Raw genomic sequence first — 23,830 nt, 5'->3', positions numbered from 1 at the left:
GCGTCGCCATGAAGCGCAAGACCGGCCAAGATCGTTCGATCACCCAGAACTGGCGTCCGCAGACGCAGGCCATCCGCGGCGGCACCGCCCGCAGCGAATATGGCGAAACGTCGGAAGCCCTCTTCCTCACCTCGGGCTATTGCTACGACAAGGCCGGCGACGCCGCGGCGCGCTTTGCCGGCGAGCAGGACGGGATGACCTATTCCCGGCTCCAGAACCCGACGGTGCAGATGCTCGAGGAGCGGATCGCGCTGCTCGAGGGGGCCGAGGCGTGCCGGTCGATGGCGACGGGCATGGCGGCGATGACCGCGGCGCTGCTGTGTCAGTTGCAGAGCGGCGATCACCTGGTCGGCGGCCGCGCGGCGTTCGGATCGTGCCGCTGGCTGACCGATACGCTGCTGCCCAAGTTCGGGATCGCCACGACGATCGTCGACGCGCGCGACCCGCAGGCGTTCCTTGACGCGGTCCGGCCCGAGACCAAGGTGTTCTTCTTCGAGACGCCCGCCAACCCGACGATGGACATCGTCGACCTGAAGGCGGTGTGCGACATCGCGCGCGAGCGCGGGATCACGACCGTCGTCGACAATGCGTTCGCGACGCCGGCGTTGCAGCGGCCGATGGAGTTCGGTGCGGACGTCATCGCGTACAGCGCGACCAAGATGATGGACGGGCAGGGTCGCGTGCTCGCCGGCGCTGTATGCGGGACCGAGGATTTCATCACCAACACGCTGCTGCCCTTCACGCGCAACACCGGGCCGACGCTGTCGCCGTTCAATGCGTGGGTGGTGCTCAAGGGGCTCGAGACGCTCGATCTGCGTATCCGTCGCCAGTCGGAAAATGCGCAGAAGGTCGGCGCGTTTCTGGAAGCGCGCGTGCCGCGGATCCTGCATCCGGGCCTCGCCAGCCATCCGCAGCACGAGCTCGCGATGAGTCAGATGGACGCGTGCGGCCCGATCTTCGCGTTCGAGGTCGAAGGGCGTGAACAGGCGCATGGCCTGCTCGATGCGCTGGAGCTGGTCGATATCTCGAACAATATCGGCGATTCGCGGTCGCTGATGACGCATCCTGCCTCGACCACGCATGCCAGCGTCTCGCCCGACAAGCAGGCTGAGATGGGCGTGACCGAGGGGCTGTTGCGGCTCAACGTCGGGCTCGAAGACGTGCGCGACGTGATCGACGATCTCGACCGGGCATTGGGCAAGGTCGGGCTGTGAAGGCGCTGTTCCCCAGTGCGGCGACGACGCGCGGGGTGACGGTACGCGTCTCGGTCAGCTATCTGCCCGAACAGTCCGAACCGCAGCGCGGGCGCTGGTTCTGGGCCTATCATATCCGGCTGGAAAATGACGGGCCCGGCGCGGTCCAGCTGCTGACGCGACACTGGATCATCACCGACGGGCATGGCGCGCGCCACACCGTCGAGGGCGAGGGCGTCGTCGGCGAACAGCCGCTGATCGAGCAGGGTGCGAGCTTCGACTATGTCTCGGGCTGCCCGCTTGCGACGCCGACGGGGGCGATGCGCGGATCCTACCGGATGGTCGACGATACCGGTGCGGTGTTCGAGGTGGCGATCCCGCATTTCTCGCTGAGTGCGCCGGCGGTGATTTCATGAAGCGCACGCACCTGCCGCTGAACGGGCTGCGCGTACTCGACGCGGCGGCGCGCCACCTGTCGTTCACGCGCGCCGCCGACGAGCTCGCGGTCACCCCCGCGGCGGTCGGGCAGCAGATCCGCGCGCTCGAGGACACGCTGGGCGTCGTGCTGTTCCGGCGTACTACGCGAGGGCTCGAGCTGACGCCCGAGGCCGAGGCGGGGCTCGGTCCGTTGCGCAACGGTTTCCTCCAGTTCGAGGAGGCGGTCCGCGCGATGCAGGCGGGGCAGACGTCCAAGTCGCTGACGATCGCCGCGCCGCGCGATCTGACCGAGAAATGGCTGATGCCGCGGCTCGCCGAGATCGCCGCGGCCGATCCCGATTTGCGCTTCGTCCTGATCACCGCGGACGAGACGGTGGATTTTACCGAGGCCAATCTCGACCTCGCGATCCGCTGGGGCGATGGTCCTGGCGAGAATGAGGGCGAGGCGCTCGAATCCGAAGGGCTCGTCACGATCGCGGCGACCGGCAGCGCGTCCGAAGCGATCATCGCCTGGCCCGGCGCGCCCGCGCTTGACCCGGCGGCGGGAGATGCCACGGCACTGGTTCGCGTCGGTGATGCAGGATTGGCGATCGATGCGGCGGCGGCGGGGCTCGGGCGGGCGACCGTGCCCGAACTGCTGGCGCGGCGCGGGCTCGAGGCGGGGCTGATCCGGATCATCGGCGACGCGCAGCCGTCGCGCGGCGGCTATTGGCTCGTCGCGCCGCTGCCGCAGTGGCGTCAGAAGAAAGTGCGTGCGCTCGTCGACGCCCTGATCGCTTGAAGCGTCGCGCGCTGCCCCATCCGGTGCTGGTGACCCCGCGGCTCCGGCTGCGTCGGCTCGTCCAGGCCGACGCGGTCGCGTTGCACCCGACGCTCGCCGACGCGGACTTGATGACCTATTCGGCGGATGGTCCGCTAACGTCGATCGAGGCGACGCGGCTCTATCTGGTCGAGGATGCCGCTGACGTAAACTGGCGTGCCTGGGCGATCACGCGGCACGGCGACGACCGGGCGATTGGCTGGGTGTCGGGCGGGCGGATGCGCGGGCAGGGGGTGACCGAGATCGGCTTCATCCTCGCGCGCGCGCACTGGGGCCGCGGCCTTGCGAGCGAGGCGGTGTCGGCGGTGCTCGACCAGCTGTTCGCCGAGGGGCAGCACCGCGTGTTCGCCGATGCTGACAGCGAGAACCGCGCGTCGATCCTGTTGCTCGAACGGCTGGGGTTCCGGCGCGAACGGCTGCTGCGCGGCGAATGGGAGACGCATATGGGGCTGCGCGACAGCCTGATCTACGGGCTTCACGCCGATGACTGGCTGGCGGCGGCACTGCCCCAATCCGCGTAACGCGGTCACTTGAGCGAACCCCGTTGCTCGCCTAAGTCGGCGGCATGACATCGACGAACGACATCCGCCGCGGCTTCCTCGACTATTTTGGTTCGCAGGGACACCAGATCGTGCCCTCTGCGCCGCTCGTCCCGCAGAACGACCCGACGCTGATGTTCGTCAATGCGGGGATGGTGCCGTTCAAGAACGTCTTCACCGGCCTCGAATCGCGCCCCTACACGACCGCGACGTCCAGCCAGAAGTGCGTCCGCGCGGGCGGCAAGCACAATGATCTCGACAATGTCGGCTACACCGCGCGGCATCACACCTTCTTCGAAATGCTCGGCAATTTCTCGTTCGGCGATTATTTCAAGGAACAGGCGATCACGCACGCGTGGACGCTGCTGACGAAGGAGTGGGGCCTGTCGCCGGACAAGCTGACCGCGACCGTCTATCACACCGACGACGAGGCGTTCGATCTCTGGAAGAAGATCGCCGGGCTGCCTGAGCACCGCATCATCCGCATCCCGACCAAGGACAATTTCTGGTCGATGGGCGACAACGGGCCGTGCGGGCCATGCTCGGAGATCTTCTACGATCACGGCGATCACATCCCCGGTGGCCCTCCCGGCAGCCCCGACGAGGACGGCGATCGCTTCGTCGAGATCTGGAACCTCGTGTTCATGCAATATGAGCAGGAAAATGCCGAGATCGTCGGCAATTTGCCCAAGCCCTCGATCGACACCGGCATGGGGCTCGAGCGGATCGCCGCGGTCATGCAGGGCGTCACCGACAATTACGATACCGACACGTTCAAGGCGCTGATCGCGGCGAGCGGAGCGCTGACGCATACCGCGACCGACGGCGCGAATACCGCCAGCCACCGCGTGATCGCGGATCACCTGCGCACCGCAGGCTTCCTGGTCGCGGACGGCGTGCTGCCTGCGAATGAAGGCCGCGGCTATGTGCTGCGCCGGATCATGCGCCGCGCGATGCGTCACGCGCATATCCTGGGGGCGAAGGAGCCGTTGATGCACCGGCTGGTGCCGTCGCTCGTCACCGAAATGGGCGCGGCCTATCCCGAGCTGTTCCGTGCGCAGCCGCTGATCGAGGCGACGCTGCAGCAGGAGGAGACGCGGTTCCGCCAGACGCTCGACAAGGGGCTGAAGCTGCTCGACGAGGCGACCGCGGACATGACCGAGGGGACGCTTGCGGGTGACGTCGCGTTCAAGCTCTACGACACCTATGGCTTCCCGTACGACCTGACCGAGGACGCGCTGCGCGAACGCGGGCTCGCGGTCGACCGCGAAGGCTTCGACACCGCGATGGCCGAGCAGAAGCGCGCGGCGCGGGCCGCGTGGAAGGGTTCGGGCGCCAAGGCTTCTGACGATATCTGGTTCGACATCGTCGAGCAGAGCGGCGGCACCGAGTTCCTCGGCTATGCCTCGGACACCGGCGAGGGCGAGGTCGTCGCGCTCGTCAAGGACGGCGCGCGCGTCGACCATGCGACGACGGGTGATACGGTGTCGATCGTCGTCAACCAGACGCCCTTTTACGGCGAGAGCGGCGGGCAGGTCGGCGATGCCGGGCACATCTCGACCGACACCGGGCTGCGCGCGACCGTCACCGAGACGTCGAAGCAGCTCGGCCGCGTGTTCGTCCATCATGCGATGGTCGAGTCGGGCGGGATCAAGGTCGGCGATACCGTCAAGCTGCAGATCGACGTCGCGCGTCGTGCGCAGATCCGTGCCAACCACTCGGCGACGCATCTGCTGCATGAGGCCTTGCGGGAGCGCCTCGGCAAGCATGTCGCGCAGAAGGGGAGCCTGGTCGCGCCCGATCGCCTGCGCTTCGACTTCTCGCAGCCGGTCGCGATGACGCCCGCCGACATCGCGCAGGTCGAGGCCGATGTGAACGCGCAGGTCCGCGGCAACGGCGCGGTCACCACGCTGCTGATGACACCCGACGACGCGATCGCGATGGGTGCAATGGCGCTGTTCGGCGAGAAATATGGCGACGAGGTCCGCGTTGTTTCGATGGGATCGCAGGACCCTGTGACTGGCGGGGGCAAGACCTATTCGATCGAGCTATGCGGCGGCACGCACGTCACCGCGCTCGGCGATATCGGGCTGTTCAAGGTCGTCGGCGAAGGCGCGGTGTCGAGCGGCGTGCGGCGTGTCGAGGCGCTGACCGGCGAGGCCGCGCGTGCCTATCTGACCGGGCGCGACGATCGCCTGCGCGAGGCGGCGGCGGCGCTGAAATCGACTCCCGACGAGGTGCCCGCGCGCGTCGCGGCGCTGATCGAGGATCGCCGGCGGCTCGAGCGTGAGCTGGCCGATGCGAAGAAGGCGCTGGCGCTTGGCGGCGGCGGTTCGGGTGAGGCGGCGGGACCCGAGCAGGTCGGCGGCGTGGCCTTTATCGGACAGGTGCTCAATGATTTCGAGGCGAAGGGCCTGCGCGGCGCGGTCGACGAGGCCAAGCAGCGGCTGGGCTCGGGGATCGCGATGCTCGTCGCGATCAACGACGGCCGCGCCTCGGTCGCGGTCGGCGTGACCGCGGATCTGGTCGCGAGCCACAATGCGGTCGACCTGCTGAAGATCGCAGTCACCGCGCTTGGCGGGCAGGGTGGCGGTGGCCGTCCTGATATGGCGCAGGGCGGCGGGCCTGATGGCGACAAGGCAGCGGATGCGGTTGCGGCGGTGCGGGCTAAGCTCGCGGGCTGAGGGGCTGCCCCTTAACGCTGTTGGCTAACTACACGCCGTTCCCCCGCGGACGCGGGGGCCCAGCTAAGTATTGACAGTGTGCGGCACCCTGGGCCCCCGCTTTCGCGGGGGAACAGTAAGAAGCATGCACCCTTATAACCACCACCCCGGCGAAGGCCGGGGCCCAGGTGGGAAGGTCGAGGTAACAGAGGACCGTCCGCGGTTACTACTGTCCCCCAACTGGGCCCCGGCCTTCGCCGGGGTGGGGCATGACGTGTGCCGGTGGCGTGCTTACCCAATAAGGATCACGCCGCCCCGCGCACTGCCGCCAGCGTCGTCCCGGCGGTAATCGCCTCGATATCCGTGACCAGATGCAGCATCCGCACCCCGCCGCGCGCCATCGCCCGGTCCAGCGCCGCGGCGAAATCCTCGGTCTTGGTGACCGTTTCCGCCCAGCACCCATAGGCCCGGCCCAGCGCGGCGAAGTCGGGATTGCGCAGCGCGGTTCCCGACACCCGCCCCGGATATTCGCGCTCCTGATGCATCCGGATCGTGCCGTAGCCGCCATTGTCGACGACCAGCACCAGCATGTCCGCCCGCTGCGCGACCGCGGTCGCCATCTCCTGCCCGTTCATCAGGAAGCACCCGTCACCCGCCAGCGCGACCACCGTCCGCTCGGGATGCCGCAGGGACGCGGCGACCGCGGCGGGTACGCCGTAGCCCATCGCTCCGGCGGTCGGCGCGAGCTGCGTGCCCGGCCCGGCATAGGCCCAGTAGCGATGCCACCAGCCCGAGTAATTCCCCGCGCCGTTGCAGAGGATCGCATCCGCGGGTAGCCGCTCGCGCATCGCCGCGACGCACGGCCCAAGGTCCATGACCAGATCGCGCGGCGCCGGCGTCGACCAGGCGCGCCACTCAGCATGCGCCTCCTGACCCGCGGTTCGCGGCGGCAGGTCGACCGCAAGCAGTGCCTCGGCGAATTCGGCCATCCCCGCGCATACCGCGACGTCGGCGTGATAGGTGCGGTTCAACTCATTGGGATCGGGATGGACATGGACGATCCGCTGCCCCGGATGATCGGGCGTCACCAGCGCATAGCCATCGGTCGTCGCTTCGCCGAGCCGAGGCCCGACGACGAGCAGCAGATCGGCTTCCTTCACCCGCGCGACCAGCTTCGGATTGGGTCCATAGCCGAGATTGCCCGCCCAGACCGGGCAGGCGTTCGGGATCGCATCCTGGCGCCGGAACGCCGCGGCGACGGGAATGCCGTTGCGATCCGCCCAGGTCGAGAACGCCCCCGACGCAGCCGCATCCCAGCCCGCGCCGCCGACGATCGCCACCGGCCGCTCGGCGGTCGTCAGCAGATCCGCGAGCAGGTCCATCATGTCCGCGTCGCACGCCTGCGCGACGCGCTCGACCCGCGGTCGGTCGACCGCCTCGACCACGTCCAGCAGCATGTCTTCTGGGAGTGCGAGCACCACCGGCCCGGGGCGGCCCGACATCGCGGTCGCATACGCGCGCGCGACATATTCGGGGATCCGCCGGGCATCGTCGATCCGCGCCGCCCATTTGGCGATGGGCGCGAACATCGCCTGAAAATCAATCTCCTGGAACGCCTCGCGGTCACGCGTGCCGCGGTCGATATCGCCGACGAACAGGATCATCGGCTGGGAGTCCTGCATCGCGACATGCACGCCGATCGATGCGTTGGTCGCACCGGGCCCGCGCGTGACGAAGGCGATACCGGGGCGGTGCGTCAGCGTGCCGTCCGCGCACGCCATGAACGCCACGCCGCCTTCCTGCCGGCACACCACCGTCTCGATGGCGGGCGTGTCGTGCAGCGCGTCGAGCACCGCGAGGAAGCTTTCGCCGGGCACGGTGAAAATACGGTCGCAGCCTTGTGCGACGAGTTGGTCGACGAGAATTTGGCCGCCGGTACGCTGGGTCATGACAATCTCCTGCCGCCACCGTAGCCCGGCAATCGTCACCAAGTCGAGAACGCCCGCCCGACATTGCCGTCCACTGCCCGGCGCATTATGCCGCGGTAAAGACGATAGGAGGATGCATGGCGAACAAGCGCTACACCGACGCGGCGGCGGCACTCGAGGGTGTGCTGTTCGACGGGATGACGATCTGCGCGGGCGGGTTCGGGCTGTGCGGCATCCCCGAGCGGCTGATCGACGCGATCGAGGCGTCGGGCGTCAAGGACCTGACGATCGCGAGCAACAATGCCGGGATCGACGGGCAGGGTCTCGGCAAGCTGCTCCGTTCGCGCCAGGTGAAGAAGATGATCTCGTCCTATGTCGGCGAGAACAAGGAATTCGAGCGGCAATATCTGAGCGGCGAGCTCGAGGTCGAATTCTGCCCGCAGGGGACGCTTGCCGAGCGCTGCCGCGCGGGCGGCGCGGGCATCCCCGGCTTCTACACCAAGACCGGCGTCGGCACCCTGGTGGCGGAGGGCAAGGAGGTGAAGAGCTTCGACGGGCAGGATTATATCCTCGAACGGGGCATCCGTGCGGACCTGAGCATCATCAAGGGCTGGAAGGCGGACGAGAGCGGCAACCTGATCTTCCGCAAGACCGCGCGCAACTTCAACCAGCCGATGGCCACCGCGGGCAAGATCTGCGTCGCCGAGGTCGAGGAGATCGTTCCCGTTGGCAGCCTCGATCCCGATACTATCCACCTGCCGGGGATCTATGTGAAGCGGATGATCGTCGGTGCGCCCTACGACAAGAAGATCGAATTCCGCACCGTCCGCGAGCGGGTCTCCGCGTGAAACCAGGCCCGATAATGTGCCGCAAACGCAGCCATTTTTCCTGGACCGCTGCGCTCGCAGGGGCACTGGTTCTGCAAGGGTGCGTCAGCGTGACCTCGCCGACCGCGATCGTCTCCGCACCGGTGACCGTCGACGGCGTCCCGGCGGGCATGCAGTATCTCTACGCCTCGGGCGAGGCCGCCGCCGCCAGCATCCAGGCATGGAACGCGCTTGTCGGCTATGTCCGTGCGCAGCGCACGCCGACATCGGTCGTCCTCGCGCCAGGCGCGACGCTCGCCGCGCCGCGCTGGACCGCATGCGGCAGCAAGCCCAAGGCCGTGGTGTTCGACGTCGACGAGACCGTGCTGCTCAATCTCGGCTTCGAATATGATGCGTCCACGGGGCGGCCCTGGTCCGAACCGCGCTGGCAGGAGTGGGAGCGCACCGGCATCAAGCAGGTCGCGCCCGTTCCCGGCGCGCTTGCCGCACTGACGCAGTTGCGCGCGATGGGCGTGACGGTGGTCTTCAACTCCAACCGCGCCGCCGCCAATGCCGCACAGACGCAGGCGGCGATCGAAGCCGCGGGCCTTGGCCCCGCCCGCCACGGCGAGACCTTGTTCCTCGCCGGCGACGACGCGACCGGATCAAAGAAGGACGGCCGCCGCGCGACGATCGCCGCGCGCTATTGCGTCGTCGCGATGGGCGGCGACCAGCTCGGCGATTTCAGCGACCTGTTCAACGCAGGCCAGACCCCCGCCGCGCGGCGTGCGGTGGTGCAGTCGCCCGCGATCACGGCGAAATGGGGGGCAGGGTGGTTCGTGCTGCCGAACCCCGTCTACGGCACCGCGCTGAAAGGTAGCCGTGACGAGGTCTTTCCGCCCGCGATCCACTGGGCGCCGACACAGGGAATCCACTGATGACCGACCACCCCAACGCGATCAAGCTCGATCCCGGCGCCGCGTTGACGGACGAATCGGTCGAGGTCGCGCGGATCTGGATCACCAACAATGCGGGCAGCAACGTGCTGATCGACGCGGGCATCCTCGAGGATCCGACGGTGTTCGGCTACCTCCTCGCCGACACGATCCGTCACGCCGCCCGCGCCTATGCGGGCACCTGGGGCATCGCCGAGGATGCCGCGCTGCAGGCGATCGTCGACGGCGTCAGCGCCGAACTGCGCGACCAGGTCACGACCATCACCACCATCCAGGAAGGAACGCTCAACTGATGCCGTGGGATCGCAACCAGATGGCGGCGCGGGCCGCACAGGAACTCAAGGACGGCTATTACGTCAATCTCGGCATCGGCATCCCGACGCTCGTCGCGAACAACATTCCCGACGGCATGACGGTCACGCTCCAGTCGGAGAACGGGATGCTCGGGATCGGGCCGTTCCCCTATGCGGGCGAGGAAGATGCCGACCTGATCAACGCGGGCAAGCAGACGATCAGCGAACTGCCCTCGTCGGTCTATTTCAGCTCGTCCGACAGCTTTGCGATGATCCGCGGCGGGCATATCGACCTGACCGTGCTCGGCGCGATGGAGGTCAGCGAAGACGGCGACATCGCCAACTGGATGATCCCGGGCAAGATGATCAAGGGCATGGGCGGCGCCATGGATCTGGTCGCGGGCGTCAAGCAGATCATCGTCGTCATGGATCACACCGCCAAGGACGGGACGCCTAAGTTCATCCCGTCCTGCTCGCTGCCGCTGACCGGCAAGAACGTGGTCGACATGATCGTCACCGACCTGGCGGTGTTCCAGCGTAGCGACCATGATGCGCCGTTCAGGCTGGTCGAACTCGCGCCCGGCGTGACCGCGGACGAGGTCGCGGCCAAGACCACCGCGCGCTATACCGCCTGATGGGCTATACGCTCGTCACCGCGAACCGGAATTATTCCAGCTGGTCGCTTCGGCCGTGGGTGTTGATGCGGGCGCTGGGGATCGCGTTCGAGGATCGGATCGAACCCTTCCTCGCGCCCGAGAATTACGATGCGTTCCGGCTGTTCTCGCCGACCGGGCAGGTGCCGGTGCTGATCGATGGCGAGCGGACGGTGTGGGATTCGCTGGGTATCGCGCTCTACCTCGCCGAGCGGCACGACGGCGTCTGGCCGTCCGATGGCGATGCGCGCGCCTGGGCGGTCTGCGCGGCGGCAGAGATGCATGGCGGGTTCGCGGCATTGCGCAACGAGCGGACGATGAACGTCGGCGTCCGCGTCGATCCGGTCCGCGGCAGTGACGCGCTCGACCGCAACGTCGCGCGCGTCACCGAACTCTGGGCGGAAGGTCTCGACCGGTTCGGCGGGCCCTGGCTCGCAGGCGCCGACTTTACCGCCGTCGACGCCTTCTTTGCGCCTGTCGCGTTTCGCGTCCGCACCTACGGGATCGATGTCGGTCCGCAGGGCCTTGCATGGGTCGAGCGGATCATCGCGCATCCGGCGATGCGCGAATGGGAAGACGCCGCGCTCGGCGAGACGTGGCGCGAGGCCGGGCACGAGGCCGAACTGGCGGCCAGCGGATCGATTACCGCAGATTTCCGCCGCTGATGCGCCGCGTTGCCATTGTCATCGCGCTGGTCGTGATCCTGATTGCGGGCACGGCGTTCACTGCGGGGCCCGGCACGCTCAGCGTGCTCGATGGGGTAATGGGCGGCGGCCGCGGCACTGCGCGGGTGCGGGAGGGCGTTCCGTTCGGCACGCATGGCCAGAAACTCGACGTGTGGCGGCCATCGGGCGGCGCGAAGACGGGGCTGCCGGTGCTGATCTTCTGGTATGGCGGCGGCTGGGTGCACGGGTCGCGTAGCGCCTATGCGTTTGCCGCGCGCGCCTATGCGAAGGCGGGCTACGTCGTCGTCATGCCCGATTACCGCAAGGTTCCCGACGTCCGCTTCCCCGCCTTCCTGCAGGATGGCGCCGAGGCGGTGAAGTGGACGCGCGATCATATCGAGGCGTCGGGCGGCGACCCGAACCGGATCGCCGTCGCCGGTCACTCCGCGGGGGCGTATACGGTCGCGATGCTGACGCTCGACCCGCGCTGGTTGCGTGCCGAAGGTGTCGATCCGCGGATCATCAAGGCCGCGGTCGGGTTGTGCGGGCCCTATGACTTCTACCCGTTCACCGCCAGGCGCGCGATCGATGCGATGCAGGGGGCGGCGGATCCGGTGATGACCCAGCCGATCCACTTCGCGCGACGCGATGCGCCGCCAATGCTGCTCGTGTCGGCGGGCGACGACACGCAGGTGAAGGCGCACAACGCCGACAACCTGACGGCAAAGCTCACCGCGCTCGATGCACCGGTGCGGCATGTCGACTATCCGGGGCTCAGCCACGAGGATGTGGCGATGGCGCTGTCCAAGCCGTTCCGCGGCAAGGCGCCGGTACTCTCGGACAGCGTGGCATTCCTGAACCAGGCGATGCGCTGACCGCGTCCCGGCCGTCGACGGTCGGGGGGCGAGGATGACGACGGACGAGCAGGAACACCGCCACCCTCGTTGACAGGACGGAGCCCCGCCGCCCCGACCTTGGCCCGCCGCCGGATTTTTTGTGTCCGGCGGCGGGCTTGCGGCCTTACCAGATCCGGACGCGGTCCGCGGGCGCGAGATATTGCGCGTCCCCGGGCTTCACGTCGAACGCCTTGTACCAGGCGTCGACGTTGCGCAGCGGGTTGATCGCACGGATCTGCCCCGGCGAATGGGGATCGCTGACGAGCTGCTGGCGCAGCGCCTCGGTGCGGAACAGCGTGCGCCAGACCTGACCCCAGCCGAGGAAGAAGCGCTGGTCGCCACTATAGCCGTCGAGCACCGGCGCAGGCTTGCCGCCGAGCGAGGTGTGATAGGCGTCAAGCGAGATCAGCACGCCCCCGAGATCGCCGATATTCTCGCCCATCGAGGCGCGGCCGTTGATCTTCACGCCGGGCAGGCCTTCGAAGGTATAGGCCTCGTACTGCGCGCCGAGCTTGACCGCCTGTGCCTCGAACTTGGCGGCATCCTGCGCGGTCCACCAGTCGCGCAGCACGCCCTTGCCGTCGGACTTGCGACCCTGGTCGTCGAAGCCGTGGCTGATCTCATGCCCGATCACGCCGCCGATGCCGCCGTAATTGACCGCGGGATCGGCATCCGGATCGAAGAACGGCGGCTGGAGGATCGCTGCGGGGAAGACGATCTCGTTCTTCACCGAGTTGTAATAGGCGTTCACGGTCTGCGGGGTCATGCCCCATTCGGCCTTGTCGACCGGGCCGCCCATGCGGTTGCGGCGATAGTCCCATTCGAACCGCCCGGCGCGCTCGACATTGCCGATCAGGTCGCCCGGGGTGATCTGCAGCGCGCTATAGTCACGCCATTTGTCGGGATAGCCGACCTTCACGCTGAAATTGGCGAGCTTGGCCTGCGCCTCCTGCTTGGTCGCGGCACCCATCCAGGGCAGACCGTCGATCCGCCCGCGCAGTGCGATCCGCAGGTTGCCGACGAGTTCGTCCATCTTGGTCTTCGAAGCCGGCGGGAAATAGAGCGCGACGTAATCGCGGCCGATCGCCTCGCCCAGCGCGCGTTCGGTAACGCCGATCCCGCGCTTCCAGCGATCGCGCTGCTGCGGCTGGCCGTTGAGGAATTTCGAGCGGAAGTCGAAATTGGCGTCGACGAACCGCTTCGACAGCAGGGGCGCGATGTCGTCGGCGGTGCGGAACGCCTGCCAGGCCTTCAGCGTGTCGAGGTCGGTGGTGGCGAAGACCTCGGCGATCTTCGGAAAGGCGGTGTTCTGCGCGACGATCGCGCGGTTGGCCTTGTCGATGCCCGCGGCAGTCCAGAACTTGGCCCAGGGGAAGCCCGGCGCCTGCGCCTGAAGCTGCGCGAGCGTCATCGGGTTGTAGGTCTTGTCGCGGTCGCGGCTCTGCGCGCGGGTCCAGTGCGCCTGCGCGATCCGCGTCTCCATCGCGACGATCTTTGCCGCGGCGGCCTGCGCGTTCGGCCAGTTCGCCATGCCGAGCATCTGCGCGACATAGGCCTGGTAGCGCACGACCTGCGGCGCGAATTTCGGATCAAGATACAGGTCGCGGTCGCCGAGCCCCAGGCCCGACTGGCGCAGATACAGCGCATAGACGTCGGGCTGCTTCGCGTCGTCGTTGACGCCGGGACCGAAGAAGCTGGCGCCGAACCCGCCCATCGACTTGCCCATCAGCACCGCGACATCGTCCTTCGTCGTCGCGGCCTTGACCGGGGCGAGCCGCTGCAACAGCGGTGCAGCGTCAGCGCGTTCGATCGCGGCTTCGTCCATGAAGCCTTGGTAGAGCGTCGCGACCTTGGCGCGATCGGGGTTGGCGGCGTCGCCGGGCTTATAGCCCTCGACCAGCGTGCGCATGCGTGCCTCGGACAGGTCGCGCAGTACCGCGAAGGCGCCGTAGGACGAGCGGTCCGCCGGGATCTGCGTTCTCTTGACCCAGCTGCCGTTCACATAGTCGAACCAGTCGTTGCCGGGCTTCACGCTCTTGTCCATGCCGGCAAGGTCGAAGCCCCAGCGGCCATAGCGCGTCGCGGCCGCCGCATCGGCTGCGGGCGTGCCCGATGCCGCGTCCTGCGGCAGGATCGATTCGAGCGTACACGCCTCGTCGATACAGGCGTGAAGGTCCTGCGCGGTGGCGGGCGTGGCGGCGGCGATGGCGATCAGCGAGACAAGAACGGCGAACTTCGATTTCACAGGGCGATCTCCGGGGGAGGGCCAGACCGGGACCGGCAGGCCATGGACGAGAAAGTGCAACAGCGCTGTCGTTTGTGCAATCCTTCTATGTTCCCCGTGCGTTGCGCGTGCCGGCTGTGCGTCGGGCCGCTTTGCGCCTATCGAGCGGGCACGATGATTTTGCGGCAAATGGGGGCAGGATGACACGTATCGCGGGACCGGACGATCATGTCGTCATCGTCGGGGGCGGTTTTTCGGGCACGTTGCTGGCGATCAACCTGATGCGGCACGGCGGACCGCGCGCGACTTTGGTCGAGCGGCGCCAGCGCCAGCTCGCACGCGGCGTCGCGTATAGCGCGGCGCATCCGAGCCACCTGCTCAACGTGCGCGCGGGCAACATGAGCGCGCTCCCCGACGATCCCGACCATTTCGTCCGCTGGCTCGAAGCGCGCGGCGACGGCGACCGCAAGACGTTCGTGCCGCGCACGACCTACGGCCTGTATCTGCGCGAGATGCTCGACGCGACGATCGCGCAATCGGCGGGACGGCTGGTGCTTGCGCAAGGCGAGGTCTGCGCGATCGACTTCGCCAGCACCGACAGGCTTGCGGTGACGATGGCGGATGGCAGCGCGATTGCCGCGGACAGTGCGGTGCTCGCGCTCGGCAACCTGCCGCCGCACACGCCGCCGGGGCTCAACCCCGACGACCTTCCGCCCGGACGCTATAGCGCGGATCCCTGGGCGTCGGACATTGGCGAGGGGCTCGGGCCGGACGACACGGTCGTGCTGGTCGGGACCGGGTTGACCGCGATCGACGCCGCGCTGCTGCTCGATGCCGGCGGGTTTTCGGGACAGATCCTGGCGGTGTCGCGGCGCGGGCTCTCACCGCGGCGGCATGTCGATGGCGCGCCGCCCGCGCGGGTCCTCGACAAGCCGCAGGGGGATTTGTCGGCGATCGTCCGGCACGTCCGCGATCGTGCCAAGGCGGATGGCTGGCGCGCGGCGGTCGACGAGCTTCGCCCCGTGACCCAGATGCTCTGGGCGGCCGCCCCGACATCGCAGCGCGCACGGTTCCTGCGGCACGCGCGACCCTATTGGGACGTCCACCGGCATCGGCTGGCGCCGGAGGTCGCGGACCGGGTCGATGCGTTGGTCTCGACCGGGCGGCTCCGGTTCACAGCGGGGAAGATCGTGTCCGCCGCGGCAGCCGGTGATGCTGTGGATCTAAATTGGCGACCCCGCGGCACGGACCAGGCGGTCGTCACGCGGGCGGCGCGGATCGTGAACTGTACCGGGCCGCAGGGTGATCTGATGCGATCGAGCGAGCCGCTGATCCGGCATTTGATCGCGGACGGGGCGATCCGGCCCGATCCGCTTCGTCTCGGGGTCGACGTCGATGCCCAGTCACAGGCGATCGGCCGCGACGGGCATGCCGAACAGCGGCTTCACTGTATCGGGCCGATGACCCGCGGCGGATTGTGGGAGGTCGTCGCGGTTCCCGATATCCGGCAGCAAAGCTGGGATCTGGCCAGGCGCCTGTCGAATGCGCAATGGGTCGGGGGCGAGGGGCTCTAGGCTCGCCGGACGCTATGCGCTGCCAGCATCACGCGATGCTGGCAGCGCATGGGCTCAGAACCGGAACGCCGCCGTGGCGCGCAGGCTGTGCCAGCGGAACTTCTCGTCGCTGCGGCGGAAATCGGTGCCGCTGGTGTTTGGCGCGATCAGGAACGGGTTGTTCGCCAGCAGAACCGGGCTGCCGGCCAGTGCCGTGCCCGCCGTCACGCGAACGCGCGCATCGTCATCCTGATACTGGTGGAACATGTATTCCATGCCGATCGAGATGTTCTTGGTCAGCTTCTGCTCGATGCCGCCGCCGCCGAGAATGCCCCACTGGTTCTTCGAGCCAGTCGCCGAAAACGCGTTCGCCGTGTTTGTCGTGAAGAACAGATTGTCGATCTTGGCATAGCCCGCACCGAACGTGCCGTAGAACAGCGTGGTGTTGGCCGCATAGCCCAGGCGGCCGCGGGCGGACGCTTCCCACTTCAGCTTGCGCGCCATCGTGTAGCTCGCAGGCGTGGTCGAGAAGCCCGACGTGCTGTCGGTGATGTCGCTCGTGCCGAATTCGCCGACGACACCGACGACGATGTTGCCGCGCTGAACGTCGAGGCCTGCACGACCATAATAGGCCCAGCCATCGTCGTCGTTACGGCAGCCGGAAGCCGCGGCACCGGTACGCGCCGAGCCGTTGCAGAAGCCCGGCGAGAAGGCGTTGGCGCCGGTGATGGTGTTGACGCTGTCGTTGAAAGCGCCGTCGCCGTTGCGGTCGAACAGGATCGACGAGCCGACGTCATTGCCCTGCACGTCATACCCACCGGCCGCACCGATATAGACGCCCGAGAACGGACGATCCGCGGTGGTTTCCTGCGCGGCGGCCGGAACGGCAAAAACACCCGCGACGGCGAGGCCGGCGAGCGTGGTCAGTTTCATGGAATGCTTCATGGTCGTTCCCCAAACGAGGGGCCGCGACGCGCCCGATGTGCGCCGCGGCCCAGGTTGTCCTGTTTCAGTTCGTGACGACGATCACGCGTTGGCGCCGCTGGTGCGCAGTGCATCGGTGCGGTTGTTGGTGCCGTTGGGGAAGAAGCCCCCGCCGATCTTTGCGGTGTTGGTCAGATAGGCGATGTTGTGCACCTGTGCGACCGACCGGCTGAACGCCAGGCCGTTGGCGTCGGTCGGGACGATGTTCGACACGGTTGGATCCATGCCGGTGATGCCCTGATCGATGTCGCCGATGATGCCCGTCGTGGCGTTGGTGACGGTGCCGTCCAGGCTGTCGCGCGCGTCGCTGATCTGGTTTGCGGCGGTACGCAGCGACGGCGTCTGCAATCCCTTGCGATACAGGATCGTGCGGATCAGGCCGGCGTGATACGCCTCTGCCGCGAGGATGCCGGCGGCCGCCTCGAGATAGGTCTTGTTGCCGATCAGCGTTGCGCCGCCCTTATACGCCGAGACGCCGACATCCTCGAAGATGAACGCGCCGAGCAGGAAGCTGTTGTCGTCGGCATACGGATCGAACACGCCCGTATCCGGTACGACACGTGCCGCACGTGCGGCCAAGGTGAAGGCGCCCGGCGCAGCCGCGGTGCCGGCAGAGATGTCCAGTGCAGGCTGTGCGACCGCGGCGGTGCCGAGTGCCCGGCGCAGAAAGGCGACGTGCGCGACTTCGTCGATGGCGATTTCGCGCGCATATTCACGGACGATCGCGTCCTGGAACGGCACCTGTCGACCACCCGTCACGCCCCCCTGAGTCCCGGTACCGGTCAGCAGGCTGGCGTTGAGGCCAACGCCGAACGTCGCGAATGCGTAGAACTGCGCCTCGAGATATTCGAGGTTGAGCGCGAAGTTCAGCACGTCGGCATCGGTGATGGCGGATCCCGTCGCGGGTGTCGGCGTGGGCGTCGGCGACGGCGCCAGATCGGCATCGTCGTTACCGCAGGCCGCGAGCAGCGAGGCACCGCCGACGGCGAGCGCACTGCCACCGGCAAAGCGCAGGAAGCCGCGGCGTTCGTTGCGCCGGGCGGCGATGGCGTCGAATATTTCGAGCTTGGTATTGAGGTCGGTCATTGGGTTAATCCCCTGAATAGCAAAGAAAGCTGACGGCAGAGCTGAAGCGGTTCAGGCTGCTGCGGTGCTCGTCTTGATGTTGCCGTTCATGCCTGCCGGGAAGAACCCGCCCGCGGCCACTGCGCCACTGTTCAGGTACACGATGTTGAGCACCTGGCTCACCGAGCGGCTATAGGCGACACCGTCGGCGTCCAGCGGCACGATGTTCGACACGGTCACCGCCGCCTGGGTGGCGGACAGGTTGATCGGCGTCGCGCTGTAGGACGAGATCCCCTGATCGATATCGTTCGCGCCGAAGATCGTCGTGTTGGCACCACCACCGTCGAGGCTGTCGCGCGCGCGCGAAATGGCATCGGCGGAGGTGCGCAACGACGGCACGTCGATACCCTTGCCGTACAGCGTCGTGCGGACGATCGCGGCATGATAGGCCTCGACCGCGAGCAGGCCGGCCGCGGCATCGAGGAACGTCTTGTTCGTGAGCAAGGGGGCGGCACCCTTGTAGGCGGTGACGCCGACGTCCTCGAAGATGAACGCGCCGAGCAGGAACGCCTCGTCAGAGGCATAGGGATCGAAAGCGGTGCCGGCAGGCACGAGCCCGGCGGCCTGCGCGGCGACCGAGAAGGCGCTGGTCGGCGAAACGCTGACGTCGATCACCGGCTGCGACACCGTCGAGCTGCCGAGCGCAGTGCGAAGGAACCTGACATGCGCGATCTCGTCCTGTGCGATTTCGCGTGCATATTGCTCGACGATGGGATCGGTGAACGCGACCTTGCGGCCGCCACGAACCGCACCCTGCGTACCGCTGCCGGTCAGCAGAGCATTGTCGAGTCCTGTGCCATAGGCTGCATAGGAGTAGAATTGCGCCTCGAGATATTCGAGGTTGAGCGCGAAGTTCAGGACGTCGGCGTCGGTTACCGACTGTGCCGCGGCTGCGCTCGAGAGGGACAGAGCGGTCGCTCCGGCTGCCGTCATCGCAGCCGCACCAAGTGCATTTTTGAAGAACTCACGCCGGTCGTTGCGCCGTTCGACACGGGCATCGAGAGCATCGATCAGATGGGTTGATTGGGTCATTGGCTTCATCTCCCTGAACCAGGCACGTCGGCACACGGTCGGCCTCGATCGCCTCTGGCGGGCGATCCTGTGTGCACAACGGTTCAAGGAACGGGAGCTGGGAGATAAAGTTGCAACTAAATGGATTACTTGGGCAAACTTCTCCAAATACACTAATCGCGCGCAATGTTTTCAGTAATGCTGCACCACAGCATTTATAGCGCCATTCATGATGGCGGGCTTAACTTGTCCTGTGTACGGGTCGCAAAATCCGTGGCGTCATGGCGTTCGTGGAGCTGGCTTGCAGGATCGCCCATGACGCGGTTGACCATGCGGCCACGCTGGACCGCGGGGCGTGCGCCGATCGCATCCGCCCAGCGCTTCACGTTCGGATAGTCCTGGACCTGAAGGAACTCACCGGCGTCGTAGAGCTGGCCCTGGACCAGCGCCCCGTACCAAGGCCAGGCGGCCATGTCGGCGATCGTATAGGCGGCACCGGCCAGATACGCGCTGTCGGCAAGACGCCGGTCGAGCACGTCGAGTTGGCGCTTGGCCTCCATCGCGAACCGGTCGATCGCATACTCGATCTTGACCGGCGCATAGGCGTAGAAATGGCCGAAGCCGCCGCCGACGAACGGGCCGCTGCCGACCTGCCAGAACAGCCAGGACAAGCAGGTCGCGCGCGCTGCCGGTTCGGTCGGCAGGAACGCGCCGAATTTCTCCGCGAGATGCATCAGGATCGCGCCGGATTCGAAGATCGGCAGCGGCGTCGTGCCGCTGCGATCCATGAGCGCCGGGATCTTGGAATTGGGATTGATCTCGACAAAGCCGCTGCCGAACTGGTCGCCTTCGTTGATCCGGATCAGCCAGGCGTCATATTCGGCGCCGGCATGGCCGAGCGCGAGCAGCTCCTCGAGCATGATCGTGACCTTCACCCCGTTCGGCGTGCCGAGCGAATAGAGCTGCAGCGGGTGGCGCCCGACCGGCAGCTCCTTGTCATGCGTCGATCCGGCAACCGGCCGGTTGATCGCGGCGAACCGGCCGCCATTGTCGCGGTTCCAGGTCCAGATTGCCGGGGGGGTATAGGTCGGGGCGTCGGTCATCGGGCTGCTCCGTGCATCAAAAGGGTGGGCTCGGGGTTCGGTCTCGACCATCCTAACGCCTAGACGCCGTGATAGTCGCGATACCATCGGATGAAGCGTGGCACGCCCTCGGTGATGCTGGTGGTGGGGGCGAAGCCGAGATCGTTGCCGATCGCGCTGACATCGGCGCAGGTGCGCACGACATCGCCCGCCTGCATCGGCAGGTCCTGGCGGATCGCCTTGCGACCGATCGCCTGCTCGAGCACGTCGATGACCTCGCCGAGCTGTTCGGCGCGACTGTTGCCGATATTGTAGACGCGGTGCGGCCCCATGCTGCCGCCGGGCTTCGCCTGGCCGTCATCCGCAGGCGGCGCATCGAGCGCGGCGACGATGCCGGCGACGATGTCGTCGATATAGGTGAAGTCGCGCTCCATCCGGCCTGCATTGAACACCGGAATGGGGTCGCCGGCGAGGATCGCCTTGGTGAAGATCCACATCATCATGTCGGGACGACCCCAGGGGCCGTAGACGGTGAAGAAGCGCAGCCCGGTCTGCGGCAGGCGATAGAGATGCGCGTAGCTCTCGCTCATCAGCTCGTTCGACTTCTTCGTCGCGGCATAGAGCGACAGCGGGCGGTCGGTGCGATCCTCGACGCGGAAGGGCACGCTGTCATTGCCGCCATAGACCGACGAGGACGAGGCGTAGACCAGGTGCCGGACTTGCCGCGCGCGCGCGAGTTCGAGGATGTTGAGATGCCCGACCAGATTGGCCCGGGCATAGGCCATCGGATTCTCGATCGAGTAGCGGACGCCGGCCTGCGCACCGAGATGGACGATCCGGTCGATGTCGAGGCCTGCCACCGCCGCGTCGAGCGCGGGCGTATCCGCGAAATCGAGCTTGGCGAAGGTGAAGGCCGCGCCGTGCCGGTCACGCAGATAGGCGAGCCGCGCCGCCTTGAGCGCGGGGTCGTAATAGGCGTTGCATTCGTCGATGCCGAACACCGTCTCGCCACGTGCCAGCAACGCGTCCGCGACATGCATGCCGATGAAGCCGGCGGCGCCGGTTACGATCACTGTCATCGCTGTTCTTTCCTGATGGGTTCGGCGGCACCGAGAAGCGATGCCGATACCAGTGTCAACCCCATCAATCCCGCATCCCTGCTGTGCCGCGCGAGGCGGCGCGAGCGCGACGTCCATCATCGGGACGGCGGCGGCGGTGGCCGGTCTTCAATGTCGAGACCCGGCGAAGAACGGGCAAAGTATTGAAGCCAATCAATACTAAGCCAGATTATAGGACAACTAGCATTTCGCTGCAAAGCAGTATAGCCATAGGCCGCAAGCGCGCGGATACTTCCGTACAGAAACGAGTGGGTGGTATGAACGTAGATCAAGTTTTTGGTGGAACACACTCTCCGGGTGTATCGCCGGAAAAATTTGCGATGCCACCGGGAATGCGGATGCGGTATGACTTGCCCCAGGCAAACCTTGCCGAATGCCTGACCGGATATGCGATCTATTCGGCCAGTGATCGCAATCCGCTCGTCAACTGGTATCTACCTGCACCAGTTATGATTTCTATTCTGGCGGATGCGGGGCCGATCACCGTGGCGATCGGCAACCACCGGTTCGGGCCGCTCGAGCGCGCCAGTCTCTACGGCCCGACCAGCCGCGCGTTTCGCACCGTCACGCATGGCGGCGTCGCGGTCGGGATCGGAATCAGCGCGATCGGCTGGTCCCGGATGACGTCGCGGCTGGCGGGTGATTTCCGCAACCGCATCGTGCCGCTCGAGACGCTGCTCGGTCCGGAAGTGTCGCGCCGGCTGACGACGGGGCTCGACGCGCTGTCCGACGATGCGATGATCAAGCCGTTCCTAGACGACGTGCTGGAACCGCTGTTCCAGCGCCGGCACCCGCAGGAGGAACTGATCCGTGCATTCGCCGCGCTGACGGTGACCGACGGGGTGATCGAGATGCAGGATGTCGCCGACCGGCTGGGGATCGAGACGCACGCGCTCAGGCGGCTCGCCACCCGCCATTTCGGTATGCTGCCCAAGATGCTGTTGCGGCGCGCGCGCTTCCTGCGGTCGTTCATCCGGCTGATCCGGCCCGATGGCCATGTCGATTATTCGGCGATCGACAGCAGCTATTTCGACGCGTCCCATTTCCTGCGCGACGCGACAACGTTCCTCGGCACGACGCCGCGGCGTTTCCTCGCATCGGAGACGTTGTTCCTGAAATCCAGCCTGCGTGCCCGCGCGGCGGTGATCGGTACACCGACGCAGGCGCTGCACATCCCGACGCCCCCGGTCAGTGTCAGCAGCATCATCCGCACCGTCCATGACGGCCGTGGCCGCCGCGACGAGCTGCCAAGCTAGCCGCAGCGGGCACATCCGGTTGGCCCTTCAATCGCCGATATGCGTTATGTCGAGGGGGGACGCAGATCGGATACGCGGATGATGCAGGAAGTTGAATTGAAGCTCGTCCTGACGGCGGACGCCGCGGACCAGGTCGCGCGCGAACTGCCGTCGGATGAGGCGACCCGTACCACGATGCTCGAGGCGATCTATTTCGACACGCCCGAGCAAACGCTACGGAAGCACGGCGCGTCGCTGCGGATCCGGCGCGCGGGCGATACGCGGATCCAGACGATCAAGATCGACCCGGCAAAGGGCGCCGGGCTGTTTTCACGCCCCGAATGGGAACGGCCGGTCATGGACGATCGTCCGCGTCTCGACGACACCACGCCGGTCTTCGCGCTGCTCGACGGGACGACCGAACGGCTCGCGCCGGCCTTCACCGTGTCGGTGGAACGACGCAGCTGGGAGATCAGCGAGAACGGGGCGGAGATCGAGCTCGTGCTGGACCGCGGGATGGTCCGGGTTGGCGAGCGGCAGTCGCCGGTCTGCGAAGTCGAGATCGAACTCAAGCGCGGCGACCCGACCGCGCTGTTCACGCTGGCCCGCCGGATCGCGGATATGGTGCCGCTGCGGCTCGGCGTCGTGACCAAGTCCGAGCGCGGTTACGGCCTGACCGGGCCGGTGCGTCGCGCCTTCAAGGCCGAGCCGGTATCGCTCGATGGCGACGCGACGACGATCGAGGCGCTCCGGATGGTTATTGGCGCCTGCCTGCGGCATTATCGGCTGAACGAGACGATCCTGCTCGAGACGCGCGCGCCGGAAGCGCTGCACCAGGCGCGTGTCGCGTTGCGGCGGACGCGCGCCGCGCTCGGGCTCTTCAAGCGCGTGCTGGGACGCGAGCAGACGGCCCATTTCCGGTCCGAGCTGCGCTGGCTGGCGCAGACGCTGGGGCAGGCGCGCGATCTCGACGTGCTGGCGGACATGGCGGCGGCGAAGCTGGGCGCGGGGGACGTCTTTGACCGGATCGAGGCGGCGCGCGGTCTGGCCTATGACGAGGTCGATGTGGCGCTGGAGTCGTCGCGCGTGCGGGCGGTGATGCTCGATCTGACGCAGTGGCTTGCGGTCGGCGACTGGTCGACGGCGGACGCGACGCGGGAGGTGCGCGAGGCGCCCGCCCGCGAATTTGCAGCGGCGGCGCTCCGCAAGCGACGCAAGGCGCTCAAGATTGGCGCGCCATCGCTCGCGCTGCTGACGGACGACGAACGCCATGCGATCCGCAAGGACGCCAAGACGCTGCGCTATGCGACGGAATTCTTCGCGGACCTGTTCGCCGATACGGCGCAGCAAAAGCGGCAGGCCAAGTTCGTCTCGACGCTCGAAACGCTGCAGGACCGGCTCGGCACGCTGAACGACGCGGCAACGGTGCCCGCGATCCTCGCCCGGCTGGGGATGGAGGATAATGAAGCGGCGCTGGTCGACGATCGCAAACACGCCAAGCGGCTCGACCGCGCTGCCGCGGCGCACTCGGCGCTGCTCGACCGGAAAGCCTTCTGGCGCTGATCGGGTGCACGACCGGCGCAGGTCGATGCAGATCAGCCTGTGCGCGCTGGTCGTCGTCGTCGGGGGTGTCTGGCCCGGGCGATCC

21 protein-coding genes are annotated in these 23,830 nt (G+C 67.2%); 14 read left to right on the top strand and 7 right to left on the bottom strand.

The window, feature by feature from the left end; translation table 11 throughout:
• The first annotated feature begins 8 nt into the window (after nt 1-8).
• From SOM18_RS10070 to alaS, 5 genes are read left to right on the top strand one after another with little or no spacing between them, the layout of a single operon-like run.
• Nucleotides 9-1,214: a trans-sulfuration enzyme family protein gene (locus SOM18_RS10070; protein WP_031440768.1), complete on the top strand. Its 1,206-nt coding sequence runs from the start codon at nt 9-11 to the stop codon at nt 1,212-1,214.
• Nucleotides 1,211-1,609 (top strand): Co2+/Mg2+ efflux protein ApaG, encoded by a 399-nt coding sequence (gene apaG, locus SOM18_RS10065; RefSeq protein WP_031393907.1) that lies wholly within the window; start codon nt 1,211-1,213, stop codon nt 1,607-1,609. The genes SOM18_RS10070 and apaG overlap by 4 nt, the downstream gene beginning before the upstream one ends.
• Nucleotides 1,606-2,412 carry a LysR family transcriptional regulator gene (locus SOM18_RS10060; protein ID WP_031440769.1) on the top strand — a complete coding sequence of 269 codons (807 nt, stop codon included), beginning with the start codon at nt 1,606-1,608 and terminating at the stop codon, nt 2,410-2,412. The genes apaG and SOM18_RS10060 overlap by 4 nt, the downstream gene beginning before the upstream one ends.
• Nucleotides 2,409-2,972, top strand: coding sequence for a GNAT family N-acetyltransferase (locus SOM18_RS10055; RefSeq protein WP_031440770.1), 564 nt, complete (start codon nt 2,409-2,411; stop codon nt 2,970-2,972). The genes SOM18_RS10060 and SOM18_RS10055 overlap by 4 nt, the downstream gene beginning before the upstream one ends.
• A gap of 44 nt (nt 2,973-3,016) precedes the next feature.
• Nucleotides 3,017-5,674 (top strand): alanine--tRNA ligase, encoded by a 2,658-nt coding sequence (alaS, locus tag SOM18_RS10050; RefSeq protein ID WP_031440771.1) that lies wholly within the window; start codon nt 3,017-3,019, stop codon nt 5,672-5,674.
• 284 nt (nt 5,675-5,958) lie between these two features.
• Here alaS and SOM18_RS10045 read toward each other — a convergent pair whose 3' ends face one another.
• The gene (locus SOM18_RS10045; RefSeq protein ID WP_031440772.1) at nt 5,959-7,602 is read right to left on the bottom strand and encodes a thiamine pyrophosphate-binding protein; all 1,644 of its coding nucleotides are present in this window, start codon (nt 7,600-7,602) and stop codon (nt 5,959-5,961) included.
• Between the two features lie 116 nt (nt 7,603-7,718).
• Here SOM18_RS10045 and SOM18_RS10040 point away from each other — a divergent pair, with 116 nt between their 5' ends.
• From SOM18_RS10040 to SOM18_RS10015, 6 genes are read left to right on the top strand one after another with little or no spacing between them, the layout of a single operon-like run.
• On the top strand, nt 7,719-8,429 hold the full coding sequence (locus SOM18_RS10040; protein WP_031440773.1) for a CoA transferase subunit A: 711 nt from the start codon (nt 7,719-7,721) through the stop codon (nt 8,427-8,429).
• A gap of 14 nt (nt 8,430-8,443) precedes the next feature.
• Entirely contained in the window at nt 8,444-9,325 is an 882-nt protein-coding gene (locus SOM18_RS10035; protein WP_042467132.1) for a 5'-nucleotidase, lipoprotein e(P4) family, read from the top strand.
• Nucleotides 9,325-9,636 (top strand): DUF5076 domain-containing protein, encoded by a 312-nt coding sequence (locus SOM18_RS10030; protein ID WP_042467134.1) that lies wholly within the window; start codon nt 9,325-9,327, stop codon nt 9,634-9,636. The genes SOM18_RS10035 and SOM18_RS10030 overlap by 1 nt, the downstream gene beginning before the upstream one ends.
• Nucleotides 9,636-10,271: a 3-oxoacid CoA-transferase subunit B gene (locus tag SOM18_RS10025; RefSeq protein ID WP_031440775.1), complete on the top strand. Its 636-nt coding sequence runs from the start codon at nt 9,636-9,638 to the stop codon at nt 10,269-10,271. The genes SOM18_RS10030 and SOM18_RS10025 overlap by 1 nt, the downstream gene beginning before the upstream one ends.
• Nucleotides 10,271-10,954 carry a glutathione S-transferase family protein gene (locus tag SOM18_RS10020; RefSeq protein WP_031440776.1) on the top strand — a complete coding sequence of 228 codons (684 nt, stop codon included), beginning with the start codon at nt 10,271-10,273 and terminating at the stop codon, nt 10,952-10,954. The genes SOM18_RS10025 and SOM18_RS10020 overlap by 1 nt, the downstream gene beginning before the upstream one ends.
• A complete protein-coding gene (locus SOM18_RS10015) occupies nt 10,954-11,829 on the top strand; it encodes an alpha/beta hydrolase (protein WP_031440777.1) in 876 nt (291 codons plus the stop codon). The genes SOM18_RS10020 and SOM18_RS10015 overlap by 1 nt, the downstream gene beginning before the upstream one ends.
• 145 nt (nt 11,830-11,974) lie before the next feature.
• Here the strand turns inward: SOM18_RS10015 and SOM18_RS10010 are convergent, their stop codons facing one another.
• Nucleotides 11,975-14,095 (bottom strand): M13 family metallopeptidase, encoded by a 2,121-nt coding sequence (locus SOM18_RS10010; protein WP_056405373.1) that lies wholly within the window; start codon nt 14,093-14,095, stop codon nt 11,975-11,977.
• Between the two features lie 179 nt (nt 14,096-14,274).
• Here SOM18_RS10010 and SOM18_RS10005 point away from each other — a divergent pair, with 179 nt between their 5' ends.
• On the top strand, nt 14,275-15,648 hold the full coding sequence (locus SOM18_RS10005) for an FAD/NAD(P)-binding protein (RefSeq protein ID WP_037528144.1): 1,374 nt from the start codon (nt 14,275-14,277) through the stop codon (nt 15,646-15,648).
• Between the two features lie 54 nt (nt 15,649-15,702).
• Here SOM18_RS10005 and SOM18_RS10000 read toward each other — a convergent pair whose 3' ends face one another.
• From SOM18_RS10000 to SOM18_RS09980, 5 genes are all read right to left on the bottom strand, one after another.
• Nucleotides 15,703-16,572: an outer membrane protein gene (locus SOM18_RS10000; protein ID WP_042467135.1), complete on the bottom strand. Its 870-nt coding sequence runs from the start codon at nt 16,570-16,572 to the stop codon at nt 15,703-15,705.
• A gap of 81 nt (nt 16,573-16,653) precedes the next feature.
• Complete coding sequence (locus SOM18_RS09995; protein WP_031440781.1) at nt 16,654-17,697, bottom strand: ferritin-like domain-containing protein; 1,044 nt, start codon at nt 17,695-17,697, stop codon at nt 16,654-16,656.
• A gap of 51 nt (nt 17,698-17,748) precedes the next feature.
• A complete protein-coding gene (locus tag SOM18_RS09990; protein ID WP_031440782.1) occupies nt 17,749-18,768 on the bottom strand; it encodes a ferritin-like domain-containing protein in 1,020 nt (339 codons plus the stop codon).
• A gap of 206 nt (nt 18,769-18,974) precedes the next feature.
• Nucleotides 18,975-19,850 (bottom strand): glutathione-dependent disulfide-bond oxidoreductase, encoded by an 876-nt coding sequence (gene yghU / locus SOM18_RS09985; protein ID WP_031440783.1) that lies wholly within the window; start codon nt 19,848-19,850, stop codon nt 18,975-18,977.
• A 59-nt stretch (nt 19,851-19,909) separates the two neighbouring features.
• Nucleotides 19,910-20,908 carry an NAD-dependent epimerase/dehydratase family protein gene (locus SOM18_RS09980; protein WP_320481614.1) on the bottom strand — a complete coding sequence of 333 codons (999 nt, stop codon included), beginning with the start codon at nt 20,906-20,908 and terminating at the stop codon, nt 19,910-19,912.
• 389 nt (nt 20,909-21,297) lie between these two features.
• Here SOM18_RS09980 and SOM18_RS09975 point away from each other — a divergent pair, with 389 nt between their 5' ends.
• Both SOM18_RS09975 and SOM18_RS09970 read left to right on the top strand, forming a co-directional pair.
• Nucleotides 21,298-22,203, top strand: coding sequence for a helix-turn-helix domain-containing protein (locus SOM18_RS09975; RefSeq protein WP_320481613.1), 906 nt, complete (start codon nt 21,298-21,300; stop codon nt 22,201-22,203).
• Nucleotides 22,204-22,281: 78 nt separating this feature from the next.
• Complete coding sequence (locus tag SOM18_RS09970; RefSeq protein WP_031440785.1) at nt 22,282-23,745, top strand: CHAD domain-containing protein; 1,464 nt, start codon at nt 22,282-22,284, stop codon at nt 23,743-23,745.
• Nucleotides 23,746-23,830 lie beyond the last annotated feature (85 nt).

It is taken from the genome of Sphingomonas sp. CFBP9019 (assembly GCF_034045155.1).
In the GTDB taxonomy this organism is placed as follows: Bacteria; Pseudomonadota; Alphaproteobacteria; order Sphingomonadales; family Sphingomonadaceae; genus Sphingomonas; species Sphingomonas aerolata.
Note: the sequence above shows the minus strand (reverse complement) of the source record. Positions and strands in the feature narration are given on the sequence as shown.